The sequence below is a fragment of the Anaerobiospirillum sp. NML120511 genome (assembly GCF_023050955.1).
GTDB lineage: Bacteria > Pseudomonadota > Gammaproteobacteria > Enterobacterales > Succinivibrionaceae > Anaerobiospirillum.
Window position 1 is genome coordinate 38,562 of sequence record NZ_JALKIK010000024.1, and the last position, 18,406, is coordinate 56,967.

At 53.1% G+C, this 18,406-nt stretch carries 8 protein-coding genes; 4 read left to right on the forward strand and 4 right to left on the reverse strand.

Translation table 11 applies throughout. The features are described 5' to 3' along the window. Nucleotides 1–611 precede the first annotated feature (611 nt). Both MXE39_RS07990 and MXE39_RS07995 read left to right on the forward strand, forming a co-directional pair. Complete coding sequence (locus tag MXE39_RS07990) at nucleotides 612–2,300, forward strand: NAD(P)/FAD-dependent oxidoreductase (protein ID WP_246977111.1); 1,689 nt, start codon at nucleotides 612–614, stop codon at nucleotides 2,298–2,300. Between the two features lie 1,442 nt (nucleotides 2,301–3,742). After that, nucleotides 3,743–5,074: a hypothetical protein gene (locus MXE39_RS07995; protein WP_246977110.1), complete on the forward strand. Its 1,332-nt coding sequence runs from the start codon at nucleotides 3,743–3,745 to the stop codon at nucleotides 5,072–5,074. 1,211 nt (nucleotides 5,075–6,285) lie between these two features. On the opposite strand, the gene MXE39_RS08000 is transcribed toward MXE39_RS07995, so the two are convergent. Continuing rightward, nucleotides 6,286–7,425, reverse strand: a complete 1,140-nt coding sequence (locus MXE39_RS08000) for a polyamine ABC transporter substrate-binding protein (RefSeq protein WP_246977109.1) — start codon at nucleotides 7,423–7,425, stop codon at nucleotides 6,286–6,288. A gap of 554 nt (nucleotides 7,426–7,979) precedes the next feature. On the opposite strand from MXE39_RS08000, the gene MXE39_RS08005 reads away from it, so the two are divergent. Further along, nucleotides 7,980–8,135 (forward strand): hypothetical protein, encoded by a 156-nt coding sequence (locus MXE39_RS08005; protein ID WP_246977108.1) that lies wholly within the window; start codon nucleotides 7,980–7,982, stop codon nucleotides 8,133–8,135. 38 nt (nucleotides 8,136–8,173) lie between these two features. Here MXE39_RS08005 and MXE39_RS08010 read toward each other — a convergent pair whose 3' ends face one another. The 3 genes from MXE39_RS08010 to MXE39_RS08020 all read right to left on the reverse strand — a co-directional run bounded on the left by MXE39_RS08010 (nucleotide 8,174) and on the right by MXE39_RS08020 (nucleotide 14,901). Beyond that, nucleotides 8,174–9,283, reverse strand: a complete 1,110-nt coding sequence (locus MXE39_RS08010; RefSeq protein WP_246977107.1) for an HD domain-containing phosphohydrolase — start codon at nucleotides 9,281–9,283, stop codon at nucleotides 8,174–8,176. Between the two features lie 997 nt (nucleotides 9,284–10,280). Further along, nucleotides 10,281–10,631: an Hpt domain-containing protein gene (locus tag MXE39_RS08015; protein ID WP_246977106.1), complete on the reverse strand. Its 351-nt coding sequence runs from the start codon at nucleotides 10,629–10,631 to the stop codon at nucleotides 10,281–10,283. Between the two features lie 403 nt (nucleotides 10,632–11,034). After that, the gene (locus MXE39_RS08020) at nucleotides 11,035–14,901 is read right to left on the reverse strand and encodes a hybrid sensor histidine kinase/response regulator (protein WP_246977105.1); all 3,867 of its coding nucleotides are present in this window, start codon (nucleotides 14,899–14,901) and stop codon (nucleotides 11,035–11,037) included. 2,607 nt (nucleotides 14,902–17,508) lie between these two features. Between MXE39_RS08020 and MXE39_RS08025 the strand changes: the two genes are divergently transcribed. Continuing rightward, complete coding sequence (locus tag MXE39_RS08025; protein ID WP_246977104.1) at nucleotides 17,509–18,378, forward strand: ParA family protein; 870 nt, start codon at nucleotides 17,509–17,511, stop codon at nucleotides 18,376–18,378. Nucleotides 18,379–18,406: the final 28 nt, after the last annotated feature.

Consider the following 18,406-nt stretch of genomic DNA (forward strand, 5'->3'; position numbering starts at 1 on the left):
GTCATGGTACCTGGTGCTGGAGTGTGCTCATCGACTGATATATCCATTAGTTTTGCTAATGGATTAGCACAGTTTATGAGAAAAAAATGTGATTTGTTTTGCCTTTTGAGCTATCATTTTTTCAGATTTGCGCTAAAGTTAGCACTTGTGATCGCAAAAGAGAGTGGCATTTTTATCATGTCCAGGAAATCTATTTAATTAATCAGGTTAGCAAATAGCAGATTATGCCCTGTCTTCAGATGCGCTGTTAACTGGCCTTATGCGGCAGCCAAGACCGCAATGAGCCTGATCCTGAGTCTGAATTACTCCGGGGCTGTCCGTTTTATCCTCTTATTGCGGTTTCCGCAGGCGTGGCCGCCGCCTGGTGTTTATCCCCCATGTTTCAGCTTCATGTTACTGAAACGCAAGCCGGCCAGAAATTCTTTTCCGGCGCCTGATTTGTACAGGCTGCCTGTCCTTTTAATTCCTCCATGTCCTGTCATTACTGCCTGTCGGCAGTTACGGATAGCGCACGCCTGTGTGCTGGTCCGGGGCAGGATGTGGTCTGAACGTTAGAAAATGCCGGACGATGCTCAAACATGGCTGCCCGGTACAATGTGAGGTCTGGTTTAATGAGCTTTAATATCCCTGATGCGCCCAAAAAACGCGTAGTTATCGTAGGTGGCGGTTTTGGCGGTCTTAAGCTGTGTACTGCTCTTGCCAAAAATACTGATTATCAGATTGTTCTTATCGACAAGAACAATTTCCATCAGTTCCCACCGCTCATTTACCAGATTGCCACTTCCGGTCTGCAGGTAAGCTCCATTGCCTTCCCTTTCCGCAAGATGTTTGCCGGCAGCAAGAATGTGTTCTACAGAATGTGTGAGCTGCGTGCCGTATATCCTGAGGACAAGGTAATTCAGACCTCCATTGGCAAGCTCGACTACGACTATCTTGTCCTTGCTACCGGTACTACTACCAATTACTTTGGTAACAGCCGTCTGCAGGAAGAGTCCATGCCTATGAAGACCATCAACGAGGCCATGGGTCTGCGTAATGCTCTGCTCAATACCTTTGAGCGTGCCAATACCTGCTCCACAGAAGAAGAGCGCGCTGAGCTGCTCAATGTTGTGGTAGTAGGCGGCGGTCCTACCGGTGTGGAAATTGCCGGTGCTCTGGCAGAAATGCGTGAGCACGTGCTGCCACGTGACTATCCGGATCTCGATACCTCTCTGTTCAAGATTCACCTTGTTCAGGGCGGTGCCCGTCTGCTGCCTGCCATGTCAGAAAAGGCCTCCAAGACCTCACTGGAGTACCTGACCAGGATGGGTGTTGACGTGCAGCTTAAGGCCTATGTGCATGATTATCGTGATCATGAGGTTATTCTGCGCGACGGCCGCTCTTTCAAGTCTCAGACCATTATCTGGGTGTGTGGTGTTACCGGACGCCGTATTCAGGGCATTGATGACAAATTCTATGGTCCTGGCAACCGTCTGACCGTTGACAGCTTCAATCAGGTTACCGGACTTGACGGTGTCTATGCCGTAGGTGACTGCTGCATCATGACCACAGAAGACTGTCCGAAGGGACACCCTCAGATGGCTCAGGCTGCTCTTCAGCAGGGCAAGAATCTGGCCCGCAACTTTACCCACTTGTCACGCAATGAGCCTCTGGAGGCCTTTACCTACAAGGATCTGGGCTCTATGGCAACAATCGGCCGCAACAAGGCCGTAGCCGATATCTTCGGCATGAACATGACCGGCTTTACCGCCTGGGTTCTGTGGATGATTGTGCACCTGATGTCTATCCTGGGCGTAAAGAACAAGATGTCTACAGTAATGGACTGGGCCTGGTCATACTTCACCTATGACAAGTCCAACCGCACCATTATTTCAGCCAAGCATCCAAAGGTTATTCTCGAACGTAACTACGAGATTTCCATGCGTCACTGGGGTGAACTGTCCCGTGAACAGGCCATAGAGGCCGAGCGTCTTGCCGATGAGGCCATCAAGGGCAGCCGTGACATTTACTCTCTTAAGACTCAGGAGTCCCTGGCCCGTAACGCCATGAAGAAGGCCGAAGCTATCCTGCGTCAGAAGAGCCTTGAGGCTGCCGCCGCCGCTGCCTCTCTGGCTGGCTCAAGGGAGGCTGCCGCCGCTGCTGCCACCGCAGCTGACGCCACCCGCGAAATCATTGGCGAGGGCGACAACCTGCCACCAGCTGTACCTGCCTCCGCTCCAGCTGCCGCTCAAGCCCCGGCTGCCTCCGACGCTCCGGCTGTTCAGCCAGCTGCTGATGGCAAGGACAGTGAGGCAAAGTAGCCAACTGTTGCTGACAGCAAGTCTCTCAGGCTGATCCTGAGAACCAGGATAAGAATGATGCCCGCAGTGCTGCACTGCGGGCATCATTCGTTATGGGGCAGCCCTGTGCACCATGCGACCACAGGCAAGTGAAACTCCTGGGTCCATGAGCCAGCTGGTCCATTGGCAATAAGACCAGGGCAGCGCGTCCCTGGCAGCCGGACCGGAAGCGCTTTCCGGCACTGGGCAGGGGCTTTGCCTGCATTGGCTTTGCCTGCAGTGGCGTCCGGGATGGAGGCGCGGAGTGGAAGCTGCGCTGGGGCTTTGCCTGCAGAGGCATAGGGCGGCTGAAATATGGCAATCAGGGGCGAGGCTTGCAAGTGTGAGCGGGCATGGTTGTATGGCGGTGGGCGCTGTTTGCGCTTATCTTAGGGCTGGTGCGCAAAATCAGGCTGCTTTGCAGTGCATGGCAGTTCGTTATTCGTGCTTGTGGCTGCCGAGCTCAAAGAGACATATTTAAGCCTTTTTATGGCAGTTGGTGCGCGTGGTGCGAGGCGCTTTGGGACTGCAGGCGGCTGCAGGCAGGAGCATGGCTTTCTGCCAGGTGCCTCTTAAGCCGAGAGTGCGCTCATGGATAAAAAGCAGGGCCAGGGCAGCGCGAAGCATGGAGCACAGGCTTTTGCCTCCCATGTAATGGCCTGAATGTTGCTTTGCAGAAATGATAGACATTTGTGGTGTCGAGATCTGTGCAGTAACGCTCCATAGGTAAATGTGGAGTACGTATATTACTGAACAGAAGATCGAGAGCACAGTCTTGATCCAATGCGACAGAAATTTTGCTCCAGCGCGCGTCAAAAGGGCGAACTGTCCCGACAAATTTGCATTTTTCATCAAAGGCAGCTTTGTAATTGTCGGGCCTAATTGCTATACTTTGGGCTGAACTATTCCCAGGTGCGGGCGTACTGACAGGATTTTCAGCCAGTCAACTGCTTTGCCCCGGTCGGCGTAGTGCTCTATTCCATGGAGAGGAAATACAGCACGTTATAGTGAAATATCTGCCGTTTAGTTAGATTTACTGACAGGACTGACCTTGCAGCCTGCGGTAATGACAAGTTTCCAGAGGCTTTGCCTCGTCTTAACGTTAAGTGCCCTGACAGCACTCTGTGTGGCATATGTCTCCGGTCGGGCCGGAGCTATTTCAGGACCTGCTGTGCCTGAAGCTTGCAGTGCTGCCTGCCTTAACATCAGTTAATGCACGGTCACTCTGATCTTATGAGAGGACGGACTGTGTGCACGGTTGGAGTTGGGATGTCTGTGCATACCAACGCTGCGCCGGGCCAGTGAATGTTTTTGCGGTATTTTCCTCAAAGCTTTTCCACCATGCCGGGCAACTCCACTTCAGTGACTATCTGCAGTGCGATGGTTTAGCAGTATCCACTTCCCAATTCTAGGAGAGATATACGGTGTCTGATACAAGTCAAGCTGGAGAGCAGGAGAAAAAACCTGAGCCAGTCAAAACCATGATGATGAGTACAGTGCCATATTGGAACTCTCAAAGTCAGGCTTTCTACTATGAGCTCAGCTTTGTTACCCAGGACCGTAAAACCCGAGTTACTCCTGATAACACAGCCGAAGTCCTGCGCCGTTACCTCGTGCAGTCACAGCTGGACAAATACGTAGGCCCTAAGGCTGGCGTAGCTATTAACGTTCAGTTCTCCTCAACTTTCCTCGAATTCCGTCACGACATCAACTATTCACGCATGCTGGTGCGTCTGCCATCCAATCAGCCGGTCAATCAGACCCTGGTACAGCAGATGCGCGAGATGAGTTCCTTTGGCATGTCTTTCGCCACCGATCTGGAAACCATCATTCGTGAAAAGTGGCTCGAACAGATTCCTCGCTTTGACTATGTTGTGCTCGACATGCACTCTCCTAACATAGCCAAGGACATTATTGCAGTACAGAGCTTAAAGCAGATTCAGCCACGTCTGAAGATGCTGTTCTCCAATATCCAGAGCCAGAAGGAAATGAAGGTTGCCTTCTCTCTGGGTGCTCATCTGGTTACCGGCAAGGGCAAGTACAATCCTCTGCCTCCATGCCTTATCAAGCCGCCATATAACTCCAACACCAAGGAACTCTTCCTTGAGCAGCGTCAGCTGTGTCTGCTGATGAGCTTTATGTGCGCTCCTAAGCCTAATATCCAGCAGATCAATATGCTGCTGCGCACTTCTTTCAAGATGTGGCAGACCTTTAACGTGCTGGCCAAGGCTATTGATAATACCGTGTTCTCCTCTTTCCGTTCCATGGAAGACATAGTCAAGCACTTTGGCGGTCACGGTGCCCGTAACCTCATAGCTCTGGTAATTGCCCAGATTCAGTACGATCTGTACAACCGCGCTACCAATTTAAATGGCGATCAGCAGCTGGATTACTTCAAGCGTCTGATTACCCGTGCCATTTTCATTGAGTCAGTGTGCAAGCTGTATCCTTACTTTGCTCCTTGCCGCGATCTCATTTTCGAGTTCGTAATCTTCCACGGCCTCGATCCAATGATCGTGCATCGTCCGGACAAGGTCTTCAAGATCACCCAGGATCTCATCAAGCCACGCTGCAGCTTCCTGCGCGTGCTGCAGGATCTCATCATTCTGGGCGACAGTATCGATACTCTGCACTTCCAGAACATTCGTGGTGTGGCTCAGAAGTACAAGCTCAACGATCTGCGTCTTATCTACCTGCACGAGCAGGCTGAACTCAAGGCCATGGAATACCTGGTGGCCATGAAGATCGTCCGCTAAACTCATCTACGGCGCGCCTGCGCGCCGACCTCCTCCACACAATTCTCCCAATACCGGCGCCGCCCAGCGGCCTGCCGGCCACAATTACTGGTGCTGCCTGCGCCGCCCAAATCCACATCAGGTTCCAATCCGTACAGGACGCACCCGGGCCCCATCCACTCCAGCTGCACAGCACTGTCGGCACAGCACGCCCAGAGCACCAAACGGCTTTGCAAACTGCACGCCCCCGAGCACCGAACGGCTTTGCAAACTGCGCGCCCCCGAGCACCGCACAACTTCGCGAACTGCACACCCCTGCGCATTGCATGCTGTACGGCCCCTGGAGAGTGCTCTGGCAATCTGGAGCAGCTACAATTCAGAGCCGCTTTCAGCTGCCATAAAGCCAGCCTTAAGAACCTTGAAACTCCATTTTGAACTGCAGTCCCTGAATGCTGACCACTGGCCAGTCGATGACCTGCGTCCGATGACTGCACTGGACAGCGCCGATTTATGGATTTAAAGCAGGCAGGGACATTTTCAGTCCTGATGCTCATATCATGGCAGTGGGCAAGAACCTCATAAATATCAGTAATTCAGGTATATACTAAGTGTGTTTGCAGCGTTTATATAACATATTGTTGTTTTAGCAATAAGGTAAAATTAACAATTAAGTTAAGAGTCGACTGTAATTTTGCCTGGTTTGCGTACATGAATTGATGTAATGCTATGAGAAGAGTTGACTGAGTCGGAATGGCTGTCGGCTGTAGGGCTTGCAGGTGGATGACTGAGGCGGAATGGCAGTTGGTTGGATGAGTCGTACAGGGGGAGGCCTGAGCCGAAGTGGGCATGAGCAGGCGCTATGGCCAGAGGTGACTGCGGCTGCGTGCAGAGAGTGCTGTGATGTGGAGATGGCCACATGCCCGCGATGGGCCGCGAGGTGGCTGCGTAGGAATGGACAGGGTAAAAAAAAGCCAGGGCAGGAGTGTTGCTCCTGCCCTGGGAGCACAGCGCCGGAGCGCTGTGCGTGCATGGTCATGCCATGCCTTTGCTGGTTGGGGCCACTGGCCGGCGGTGGTTGCCAGAGTCTGGTGCCGTAGGCAGGTGCCCGGCGGTGGTTGCCAGAGTCTGGTGCCGTAGGCAGGTGCCGGAAGCTGGATGCCGTGGGCAGGTGCCCGGCGGTGGTTACCGGAAGCTGGATGCCGTGGGCCAGTGGCTCCTTGAGCTGCTGGCTGTTATTCCCAGCCTGAGCCCTCTTCTTCCTTGGTGGAATTGAGCTTCATGGAGTTCCAGATCTGGTTGTGAATCTTGGACAGACGGGCTGAAGGGGCCTTAGGGAAGTAGGCTACTTCAAGCAGCTCAGGAGTCAGGTTAATGCTTGGATTGGCTGACAGATCTGGATCAATATTGGCAATGGCCTTGTTCAGAGGCAGGATGTAGCGAATCTCGTTGGAGATCTGTGAAGCTACCTCAGGGCGCATCAGATAGTCGATCCACTGCAGGCCGTTGGCGGCATTGGCAGAGTTCTTAGGCATGATCCAGCAGTCAAACCACAGCAGTGAGCCCTCCTTAGGGAAGACATAATTGATGTTGTAATCACGCTTGGCGGCAAAGGCACGGTCATTGGCCTGGAGGATGTCACCTGAGTAGCCGATAGCAAGGCAGATATCACCAGAGGCCAGATCATTGATGTAACGGCTGGAGTGGAAGTAGGCTACGTGACGGGCAAAGCGGGTCAGCACTTCCTGGGCGTCTTCATAGTCAGAGCGCTTTTCAGAGGCCGGATCTTTCTTGAGATAGTGCTGGATGCTGGAGATTACCTCAACAGGGGAGTCCAGAACAGCAATACCGCACTTTTCAAGTTTGGAGGCATTTTCCTCATTGAGAATGAAGTCCCAGCTGTCGATTTTGGTGCCCTTGCCAAAGATCTCTTCGATCTTTTTGGTGTTGTAGCCAATACCAAGGGAAATCTCAGTATATGGAATAGCGTAGGCGTTGTCCGGATCGATAGTAGCCAGCAGCTCCATGCGCTTTTTATCGAGGTCACTGTAGTTGGAGATTTTGCTCTTGTCTATCTTCTCCAGAGCGCCGGCAGCAGCCAGACGTGGAACATAGTAAGAGGTCATCATAATGGCATCAAAGCCGGTGTTGCCGGAAAGCAGGCGTGCCTCTACCAGTTCATTGGAGTCGAAAGTTACGTAGTTGGCTGCAATACCTGTGTCTTTGGTGAACTCACTGACAGTGTTTTCTGCCATGTAGTCACTCCAGTTCCAGATATTAACTTTCTTCTCGGCGGCGAAGGCGGTGGAGCTGACGCTCACCAGGGCAGCACAGGCAAGGCCGCTGCAGCAGGCAGCAATTTGTTTGAAACGCATTGGTCGTTTCCCCCAAAATGTGGTTTTCTAAAAAATATGGTTGGACGTTCCATGCCCTTTGGCCGCCTGGACCAAAAGCCACAAAACCAATAAGGCTCAGCCTGGAGCGCCTCCCACTGCATAAATGACTGAATCAGTCAGCTTTATCAAAGGATGTCCCCGATAAAAAACAGCGCTATTTTAGCAACCATGAACCCGTACTTAAAGAAAAAATGTCCCTGATTACGCATTTATCCTTTCATGGGCATGCCCAGCGCGCCTCATGGTCCATATCAGGGCGCGCTATCCCTGTAAAAGTACGACTTATACGTACTTGCCGCCCAGGGCACAACATTGGGGCACCAGGCACGGTCTGCATGGCCGCAATGCCTGCCATGCGGCTTGCCGGGGCCGCCAGGTCAGCAGCCCATGCCCGCAGGACGACCGAGCGGCCTGCAGGGCTGCAGGCATGGGCATGAGGTCCTTGCCCTGGATGGGCGGACAGTTGAATGTCAGGGGGCCATAAAGAGCAAAGCCCGCTGCCTTGAGGGCAGCGGGCTGATGGCTGGAGCTTGATGGCTGGCAGGGACGGCGCCGCCATGACAGAGGAGAATGTCGCTCCAGAACGGGCCTGGGGGCTGCAGCGGCGCCAGCAGGGCCGGGCAGCTGCAGGATCAGGCAACAGCGTTAAGGTTGAGCTTGAGCTTGAGCTTGAGCTCGACTCCGGCTGAACTGGTCGGATATGGGGATTAACGCTGTTATAAAAGTTTTAGGAATTAATTGCCAGGCCTGGCAGATCCTGTTTGTGGATGTCATCGCGCAGGATGTCACCGATAACGCGCTTGAAGACGTCGATGAGATCAGGATTGAAGATGCCGCACTGATTGGAGCAAATCATCTCCATGGCTGTTTCGTGGCTGAAAGCCTTCTTGTAGCAGCGCTCCTGAGTAAGGGCGTCGTACACGTCAGCAAGACCTACTACCTGAGAGCATACGCTCTGCTCGTCACCCTTGAGACCTTCTGGATAGCCACGGCCATCATAGCGCTCATGGTGGTGCAGACAGATGTCATAGGCATATTTGAGGATGTCAGAGGTCTCAACGCCAATCTTGCTGATGAGCTCGGCACCGCGAACGGTGTGAGTCTTGATGACATCAAATTCCTCAGGGGTAAGTCTGCCTGGCTTGTTGAGAATGGCATCAGGGATGGCGATCTTGCCTATGTCATGGAGAATTGAGGCGTAGGCAATATTGCTGATGTCCTCATCAGTCAGCTGAGCACAGCCCTCAAAGCCCAGATCACGCAGTTTTCTTAACAGACGGAAAGTTATGTTGCGGATAGAAAGAACGTGCTTGCCGGTCTCACCGGAGCGGAATTCAATGGCCAGAGCCAGGGTGGAGATAACGCGTACGTTAACCTCGGAGAATTCCTTGTTCTTACGGGCAATCTCACGTTCCTGCAGCAGATTTTTGTACTCAAGAGAGCGGTGAATCTTGTACAGCTCAATCTGAGAGGTCACACGCTTGAGCAGGAAAGCAGGATTGAATGGCTTTTCAATAATGTCAGAGATCTGATACTGGAAAGCATCAAGCTGCTCATCACGGTCTTCTGCAGTAATGAGGAAGATAGGCACACCATTGAGCAGATTGTGTTCGCGGATCTTCTCCAGATAGCCATAGCCATCCATCACCGGCATGGTGATATCAAGCAGTACGGCCACAATCTCGTCAGCATGGTCCCTGGTATAGTTAAAAGCATCCAGACCATTACCAAACTGTGGTGTGTGGTAGTCCTTAGTGAAAATACAGTCGAGAATCTCGCGATTCATCTCGATGTCATCCACGATAAGAATGGTGTCTTTCTGATCTTGAATGTCCATCACCCCTCCAGATGAGTCATTTATGGACCTGGCATACTCCCCGTCCCGGGAGCGGCCGAGTTATCAGCTCTGCAGGTCCGCCTTGTTCCGGTACCCGCCCTCAGGCTGGGCTGCAGAAGCAGCAGGCCATGGCCTGTACCGGTAAAAGAAAAGGTTCGCATTATCCTGCAGGCGTCAGCCCGCAGGTATTTAGGCAGCACAATTTTGCTGCCAGTGCCGCAGCTGCCCGTTACCGGTCTGTAACCGGCTGGCACCGGCATACGCCGATGGGCGGCTGGTTGCGGCTGATTCCGGGCCGATGTTACTTGCGCCCAGCAACGGTGAATAAACTTGTCCTGGTCGTAGGGCCTTTGATGTTGCCAGCCGGAACAGCGCTGCTTTGACAAAATGACAGCTGTCCGGTCAGCATGGTTGCCAGCCGGAACAGCGCGGCTTTGACAATATGACAGCTGTCCGGTCAGCATGGTTGCCAGCCGGAACAGCGCGGCTTTGACAATATGACAGCTGTCCGGTCAGCATGGCCGCAAACCGGTGATGTTCTGGCTCAGAGCTCACAAAAGCTCTGTCCCCTTTGCGATGATCTGACAATTCAGATCTTTGCCTTGCATCAGGGCACAGTTATCCCGTCTAAATCCCTTGTAACTGACATTTTAAGTCTTTTTCCTAGATATGACTACATATGTAGCAAATTTTAGAAAAAAGACGTCATTTATCAATATGAAAATGGACAGATGCCTTTTCAGCCAGTGCCATTAACTATGGGCTTGCCATGACAATTTGCCGGTCTGTGCTCCCAAAGTTCACAGCACCAGGGTCCAGGCGGCTACCTGTATGATAAGTGCCCCTGGGCAGGTCAGCTAAGCCATGGATGAGCAAGTCAGCTCAGCCGTCCGGGACGTCCGGGCCTGGCATGGCCGCCGGCAAGGCCGCCGCTGCCACAGCAGGCTGCGTCCTTGCGGCCGCACACTTGCCGACAGAGAGCAGGAGGCTGTGTTTATCAGGCCAGCTGAGCGATGGCGTCGCGGGTCTTGCTGACCTCGGCTTTGATGGCCTCTACGAGCTTGAGGGCATCGTCGTTACGCTGCTCACGAACGGCTTTGACAATGTCGTTGTAGCCGTTGAACAGGGTATTGAGGCCCAGGTTGCCACAGATACCCTTGAGGGTGTGGGCTGTGGTCTCAAGAGCGCCAAAGTCGCCGGCAGCGACGGCAGCATCAAGGCTGTCCAGAGTAGGTTCAGTATTGAAGCGCTTTAAGTACTTCAGATACATGGCCTCCATATTGGCAAAACGGGCCAGAGAACCGTCCACATCAATGTCGATGACATTGCGTAACTCTTGTAAAGTCATTTTTACCCCTCGGTGAGCAGACTAAGAAAAAATGAATTTGTCCAGTAATTATAACGCCCGCAGGGCCGGTGGCCGGATATCGCGACTGCAGGTCGCCAAATAATATCGCAGGGACCACAAACCACGCTGCCATACCTGCATCAGTGGCATGACGTACTGCCTCTGCAACATGGCATATTGAATATGTCCAGAGCTCAGTCACCTTATCATAGCGTCTGCGCCCTGGCTCAGGCCTGGAGTATTACTCCCAGGTACGGAAGGGCAGCAGGTCCACCCGGGACCTGCTGCTCAGCGGCTGCACGCACCGCACTCGGCTGCATACTCAGACGCTGCTGCAGGTGCAGCAGGCGGTGCAGGTGGCGGCCGCGCGCATATAAGGTCCGGCAGGGATGCCGGGCCGGGATTATTTGTTATCAGTGTCGGTGATGCTGCCTTGAGATTTGGCATCACTGCGGTTGAGCTGGCTGCGGATATCGATCCTGTCGCCGCTGCGGCGCTTGATACTGGTGTAGTGAGTGCTCTCACCCAGGTGAGAGTAATCAAGGCTGCGATTTTCGATATTGGTGTGCATCTTGACACTCCGGCTGGAGCGGCTGGCCTTGGCGCTTAAGGATTTAAGCACCGGTCCCAGACTGAGTCGGACTTTTTTCTCCTTCTCATAGCTGGCATGGGACTCTTCTTCAGCAGTAATGCTGTTGACGCTGCCGCTGTCCAGAGCCAGAGTTGTGTCTGAGTCATACTCAAGATCGTTGCGGCCATCAGTCACCATCTTGAGCGGGTGCTTTGGAGCTACCGGCGGCCGGAATTGACTGGGAGAGTGTTCAGGCCCTCCGGGCAGTAAGGAGGCTGAGCTGTCATTGCCTGATGCTTCGCCTGCAAGAAGGGCCTGAGCTTCACGCTTTTCCTGCTCTCGCAGCTGCTCGTGGGTCAGTCCTTCGCTGTCATCAGCAGAGGATGCTTCAGGGATTTCAGCTTCAACCTTTTTGATATCGGTCTTTGGCACTACCGGTGGCTTTTCCATATTGCTGATTACGGACTGCTCACTGGTAAGACGGCCATAGCGGCTTGCAGGCTCGCCGTTTTTGCCACTGCGCTGACTGTGTTCCTCATGAACCATGTCGGAGCTGGTGATAACAATTTCATTGAACTCAACATTGCTGGCGGCTTTACTGGTCAGCCAGCTGGCAGAACCGGTTTCAGCAGCCGATGCGGTTGCAGCTGGGGCTGACGGTACAGCTGCAGTTGAGTCAGCTGGTGCTGCAGCCAGGTCAGCAGGTGCTGCATCAGTTGAGTCAGCCGGTGCGGCTGCCGGCAAGTCGTCATTAGCAGCCGCCAGAGCTGTTTCGGCAGACTCAGGGACATCTGGGGATGCACTGGCCTGCTCTGGCAGAGCAGCTGGCTGCTCAGCGCTGAGTGTATCAGCAGCAGAGCTGGCTGTGTCCGGGGCCGGGGCAGCCGCTGGAGCTGCGGCAGGTGCAGCAGCTGCGCCCGGAGCCGGGGTAGCAGGCGCAGGTGCGGCGTCCTTGCGGCTTGCGTGGACCTGTAACAGTTCCTTGAGGTCAGGACGGCTGGAGATAACCTTGGCCAGGACATGCTCCAGAACGGTGAAGTCCAGCGGCTTGGAAACGTGGGCGTTCATGCCGGCATTCTGAGTGGCGGCAATGTCTTCGGTGAAAGCATTGGCGGTACAGGCAATAATAGGGACAGTTGCAGCGTCCTTATTGGAGCTGGCACGAATATGTGAGGAAGCCTCACAGCCATCCATATTAGGCATGCGCATATCCATAAGGATAGCGTCAAAGGTAAAGGCCGGCTTGCTGGTGAAGGTCTCCACGGCCTGGACACCGTCCCAGGCAGAGGTCAGGTTTACGCCCTTCATGCCCAGAATGTCGCAGGCAATCTCCATATTGAGCTGATTGTCTTCAACAATGAGGATATTGAGATTGGACAGGCTGAAATTGTCGATGAAGTTCTTGACCAGCGGGTCTTCGATACTGTCAGTACTCTTAGCGGCTGGCTTGCTGTCCTGAGTCTTGTCCTCAACCACGCGGGAGCCACGGGCCTCAAGCTCGTCACTGCGCATGGCACTCTTTTCAGTATCCTTTTCGATGCGGGCTGTGGTTTCGTCATCAGCAAGACGGAATGGAATATTGATGGTAAAGGTAGTACCAACATCAACGGCTGATTTGACCTTGATGTCACCACCCATGATGGTAACCACATTTTTCACAATGGACATGCCAAGGCCGGTACCCTGAACGGAGTTGAGGCGCAGCTCACGGGCGTAAGGGGCAAAGAGCTTGGCAAGGAAGTTCTTTTCCATGCCAATACCGGTATCGGAAACTTCAATCATGAAGGATGGCTTGTGCAGGTGCAGAATCTCGCGGATGCTGATATTGACCACACAGCCCCTGTGAGAGTACTTCAGGGAGTTGGATACCAGATTGTTGAGGATCTGACGGAGCTTGGCTGAATCGCCAATAACCACCTTGTGCTTGACGTCACAGGTAAGGTTGACCTGCTTGCCCTGAGACAGGGCGTTGACCTTGAACACATCGATGTTTTCCTGCACGGCGTGAACAATGTCAAAAGGCTCAAGGGTCAGCTTGCTTTCCATCTGAGGTCGGGCAACTTCCAGAATGTCGTCCACCAGAGCCAGCAGCTGATGAGAGGCTGTGGTCATCTTCTTGAAGACATCTGGCAGGCTGTTGACATCACTCTGCTTGAGATGGTTAATACCAATCTGGCACAGACCTATGATGCCGTTGAGCGGAGTACGCATGTCATGGGACATGTTGGCAAAGAAGACATTCTTGGACTCTTCGTTCTTCTTGGCCTGCTCAAGGGCGTCAGCCAGCAGCTGGTGCTCTTCGATTTCAGTAATCTTTTCCTCGTCGATGAGCTTGAAGCAGATGATGGACTCATCAAGGTCCAGAGACTCATCAAAGAGAATACGGGCATTGAACCACTTGTAGTGATTATCGTTGTTGAGCTTGAGCTGATAGTCATGACCGAAGTCGCGAATGGACAGCGAAGCCAGATTGCGCAGGTGGTTCAGGGAGAAATTCTTGTAGAAATTGTTCCAGCTCTCTGGAATTACCATGTCTGAGAATACGGACAGCAGATCATCAAAGCTGTTGCGGGTAGCAAGGCGCAGGCGCATGTGATCAGGCGCCTTGAGCGTGGTAAAGGTGCCCATCTTGAAGTTGACACGCAGAATTACCTGGTAGGAATTGCCCAGTACCTTGAGAGCTTCATTGGTGGTCTCAATCTGAGATGAGAGATGATACTCACGCCATACCATCCATACTTCGATAATGATGAAGATCACTACCATCAGCAGGAAGAGATTGGAAATCATGTGGTAGTTGAACAGTATGTCCGAATACAGCGTTGTGGCAATGGTGTACCAGCCAGTCTCCGGATTGTAGGTGGCAAAGACATTGCGCTTGTCACCCATGAGATCGGTAATAGGCTCCTCTGTGCCCGGTACGTGATTCTTTACACTGGTCTCAAAGAATGAGGACACGTAGCGCTGAATCTGGGAGTAGTTGGCGTTGAAAGGAGTGTAGTAGAGAATGACCGTACCCTTGCTGTCTACAAGGTAGAAACAGTAGTTTTCAGATACCAGATAAGCAAATGATGATGACTGGGAGGCGCTCTCCAGATAGAGGTCAATGGCAAAAACGTTGTTGGTATTGCCAATACGGGCAGAAACAGTGGTAATTACGGTGTTGGTAAAGATATCGGTATAAGGGTCGAGAATGGCGGCTTTGCCAGGCTCGGCCTTCATGGCAGCTTTGTACCATGGGCGGGCTTCGGTAATGAGGAAAGCGTCTCCGTCCCAGTAGGTAGGGGAGACTATCTGACCGTCAATGGAGGCGTAGATATCAATGCGCAAGTCTTTTTGCTTGGACTGCAGCTCAGCCTCGGTCTGCTTCATCCACAGATCGAATGCAGCACGGCCACCATCAGGGTCATCGGCATGATCCTGCAGGAAGATATCAGCATAGTGGGCAATGAACTCGACAAACTGCTTCTGCTTCTGGAACTCTACCTGTAAGGAGGCATCCAGACGCTGCGCAACTTCATAACCTACAGTATTGGAATTGGACAGAATGTTCTGACGCATCAGATATAAGGACGCAATCAGAAATACTGAGAAGATCATGAAAAGTATGGTGCCGTAAGACAGAATCAGTTTCTTGGCCTTACGGGTACGTGTACGCAGAAGCGAAGCTGCACCTGGTTTAGGTTTAAGAGTAAACATGCAACATACCAAGTTCTAGGTTGGCCCGGCCCCGGAGCGCTTTGTGCCCTGCCTTGTGGTCATCATGACCAGACAGGGGGCAGCCTCAGGGACGGCTGAAAAATCTGCATATCCGTAACACGGGCACATGCTGACATCCAGTCAGAGGCCGTGTCATGGGATATAAGCCAGCTCCGCAACTGCCTGGCCCCATCAAAAGGGCATCAGCTTCATATGCGGCCGACTGTCGTCCGGTGCAGCTCAGGCTGCCCGGTCGGCTCATCAAATAGAGAAATATTAAACTTAAAAAATCAGAACACAGCGCATCAGGTCACACAGGGCCCAAAATCAGCAGGTCCAATCCGGCTCCGGATCTTCACCTCAGGACACAGTGAACGGGACGAGCGACCAAAGGAGCTGTGCCATGTGCCATTTGTCATGCAGTCAGTGCTGATGCCATGCTGTCTGGGGCCTGTGCCCTGAAATCGGGGGACTTGTCTGAGCTCATTGCATGGCATGCCATATCGATGCTCAAGGCCACTGGCAGTGACGGGCATGACAGTTGATGGAATGACATTGGGTAAAACGGGAATTGTCCGGGACGGTCTGGTTCGTTAGCAGCGATCGAGTGGTGCTTCCTTGCTGGAGGTCTCCTGATGGCTGGATTGTCGCCTCAAGAGTGCAGCCTCTGGTCTGTTATTGTTCGGGTGCGGCAGCACCGGGCCTGATTTTCTGTTCTCACGGGCCGGCTTGACGTAAATTCTTATTGAACTGCATGGCTGAGTATGCTGCAGTGAAATCCTTATATGCTTGTGACCATGCTGCCGTACACGGGAGAGGTTCAGATTCCTGGTCCGGCCTGCACCTCATCTGGTTTCCAGTACTCTGTACTGCGTTGAGCAGCTCCCTGGAATACTGGTATTCAGTCATGCATTCATTATGCGGTAATGCAGTAGATTCGCCATGCGGGGCAGCCGCCATGCTGAGCCTTATCCAGGCTGGGTATGCAGCAGTGCCGTGCATTCGCCATGCAGGGTAGCAGCCATGCTGAGCATTCGCCATGCAGGGTAGCCGCCATGCTGAGCATTCGCCATGCTGGGCCTGTAGCATTGCGGTCATGTCTTTGTGCACATACGGGCACTGTCAGCGGCTTTCCATGGCATGTGAGTCTTGATGGTTTCAGGCTCAGCTTGACGGGCTGATACCGGGCATAAATGGCATAAATGGAAAATGCTCTGCGAACATGCTGGCACAGCTGTTCGTTACTCTTACCTTATCAGCTGTATGTAATCAGGTACAGTCTGACTGTATTTGCGCGGGTCTTTCGAACTCATGTTCGTAACAGGGCGCTGTGGTCACGCTGGTAAAACACACAGCCTATTATAAGGCACAAAAACCAACAAAACTATTTTTACCGGCCTGTTTATGGCCTTATAAATCTGTTTTCTTCATGGCCAGCAGTATAGACAGCCGCAGGATGTGCTGTGCTTGATGACAAGTATGCTTTATCGTACCGGCCATTTTGATGGTCAAAAGCCGTAATCTGGCCATTTGTCACTGCTGAGCGGACATAAGATTATGCCTGTCAGCAGGTTATTACGCCTGTATCAAGAGCATGTGCCGGGCAGCGCTTGAAGTCCCGGCTGATGACTGCCTGCAGCAGCTGCCGGTTAATCTGTGCAGCTCATGCTGTAAAAAATGCCATCCTTGCCTGATTTTATAGATACATTATCCAATTATGATATCAGAAATGCACCTGGTACCTGAACCATCATGTCATTTTTGTTGAATGTGGTGCATTTCTGTCAGGTACGGGCACATAAGTACAGGCCTGAGTCTGCCCATTCCCATGGCTATGCCCATTCCTATGGCCTTGCCCATTCCCATTCCTATGGCCTTGCCCATTCCCATGGCAATGCCCATTCTCATGGCTATGCCCCGGCCCGAGACCAGTGACAGGGCTATGGCCTGGCAGCTGGGCAGGAGCCGCCTCCATCCTGCGGCGCCAGGGCATGCTATGAGCAAGGATGGTACAGCCGTTTGCAGGGGCGGAGATACGTGGTCAATGGCACTTTTTATCAGTATGGGGAGGTATGGCGAGCCCTCTGGACTTTGGCTCATGATGGCTATTGCTGCCTGAAGAGGCCTGTGGACTCGCTTTGCGTTTAGTGGTGCATTGCTTTTGGCAGTGGCGGGGACTTTTGCCCTTTAGGGCTTTTGCTAATACAATAGACTTGGGGCAAAGCCTTTATGCATGGCCCCTGTACATCATGGCACGACACTTGCCCGTAAGGGGCAGGCCGTCACAACTGACATCTTTCAGGCATGAGCTCATGCCTCCTGTGGCCAGGGCACATGGCCCGTTTTGTTGCCAGGGCACCTGGACAGACTGGCAGGCGCGCAGGCGCAACGCACGGCAGTGCGGGCTGCGCATGACAATTATGGCTGCGCGTGGCAGTGCAAGGCGCGCAGGCGCGTAAGCGCATCGCACAGCTGTGCGGGCGCCGGAAGTGAGTGAGATTGTGACCTGAGTATTTGTGCAGCAGTGAAGACGACGCTGCCGGGCGTCGCAGCTGAGTGCAGCTTGCGATATGGTTAATCTGGATTGGCTTTCAGCCGAGGCTTAAAGTGAGAAGTAATTCGTTAGTAATAGCTGTTGCCAATAACAAGGGTGGAGTAGGCAAAACCTCTACAGCCATTAATCTGTGCTGCGCCTTTGCCGGCACCAGACGTAAGGTGCTGCTTATTGACCTTGACCCTCAGGGCTCGGCTACCGTATCAATTTTGCGCGATCGCCCATCGAGCTTTATCAGCTCGGGCAATGCGCTTATCGACGGATCCTCGCTGGTACCGTGCATCAAACCTTACCGTACCGGCAAATTCGACCTTATTCCTGCCTCAGACGATTTAACCGCTTTCTGTATCAGGGCTGACAATGAGCATGGTCGTGAGCAGCGCCTTGCCGAGGCCTTACGCCCGCTTCGCCAGATTTACGATGTGCTCATCATTGACTGCCCGCCTGCACTCAATCTGCTGACCATCAACGCCCTGTGTGCCGCTGACGAACTGATTATTCCTACTACCTGTGATTACTTTGCCGTTGAGGGCCTTGGCAGCCTGATGCGCCTGTTTGAAAGTCTCAAGCGCAGAGGTCTGTCACGTGTGCATCTGATGGGCATTGTCCGTACTATCTACACCCAGGGCGAGCCTCTGTCCCAGAAAATTGCAGCCGACCTCAAGTCCAATATGGGTACCATGCTCTTCAATACCATCATTCCTTTCTGTTCACAGGTAAGCGAAGCCCCTTCTACCGGCCGTCCGGTTATACTTTACGATCGCACCTGCATAGGCTCACGGGCCTACTTAAGTCTGGCAGGTGAGATTTTAAGCCGCATTACCGCCCGCCAGGCTGACGCCCAGGCCATTGCCGCAGCCGATGCAGCCACAGCAACCCCGCTGCAGGGCGACGCCATGCCAGCCCCATCACGTCAGGCCTGATAACACCCTGTCTGCAGCCCGGCCTGTC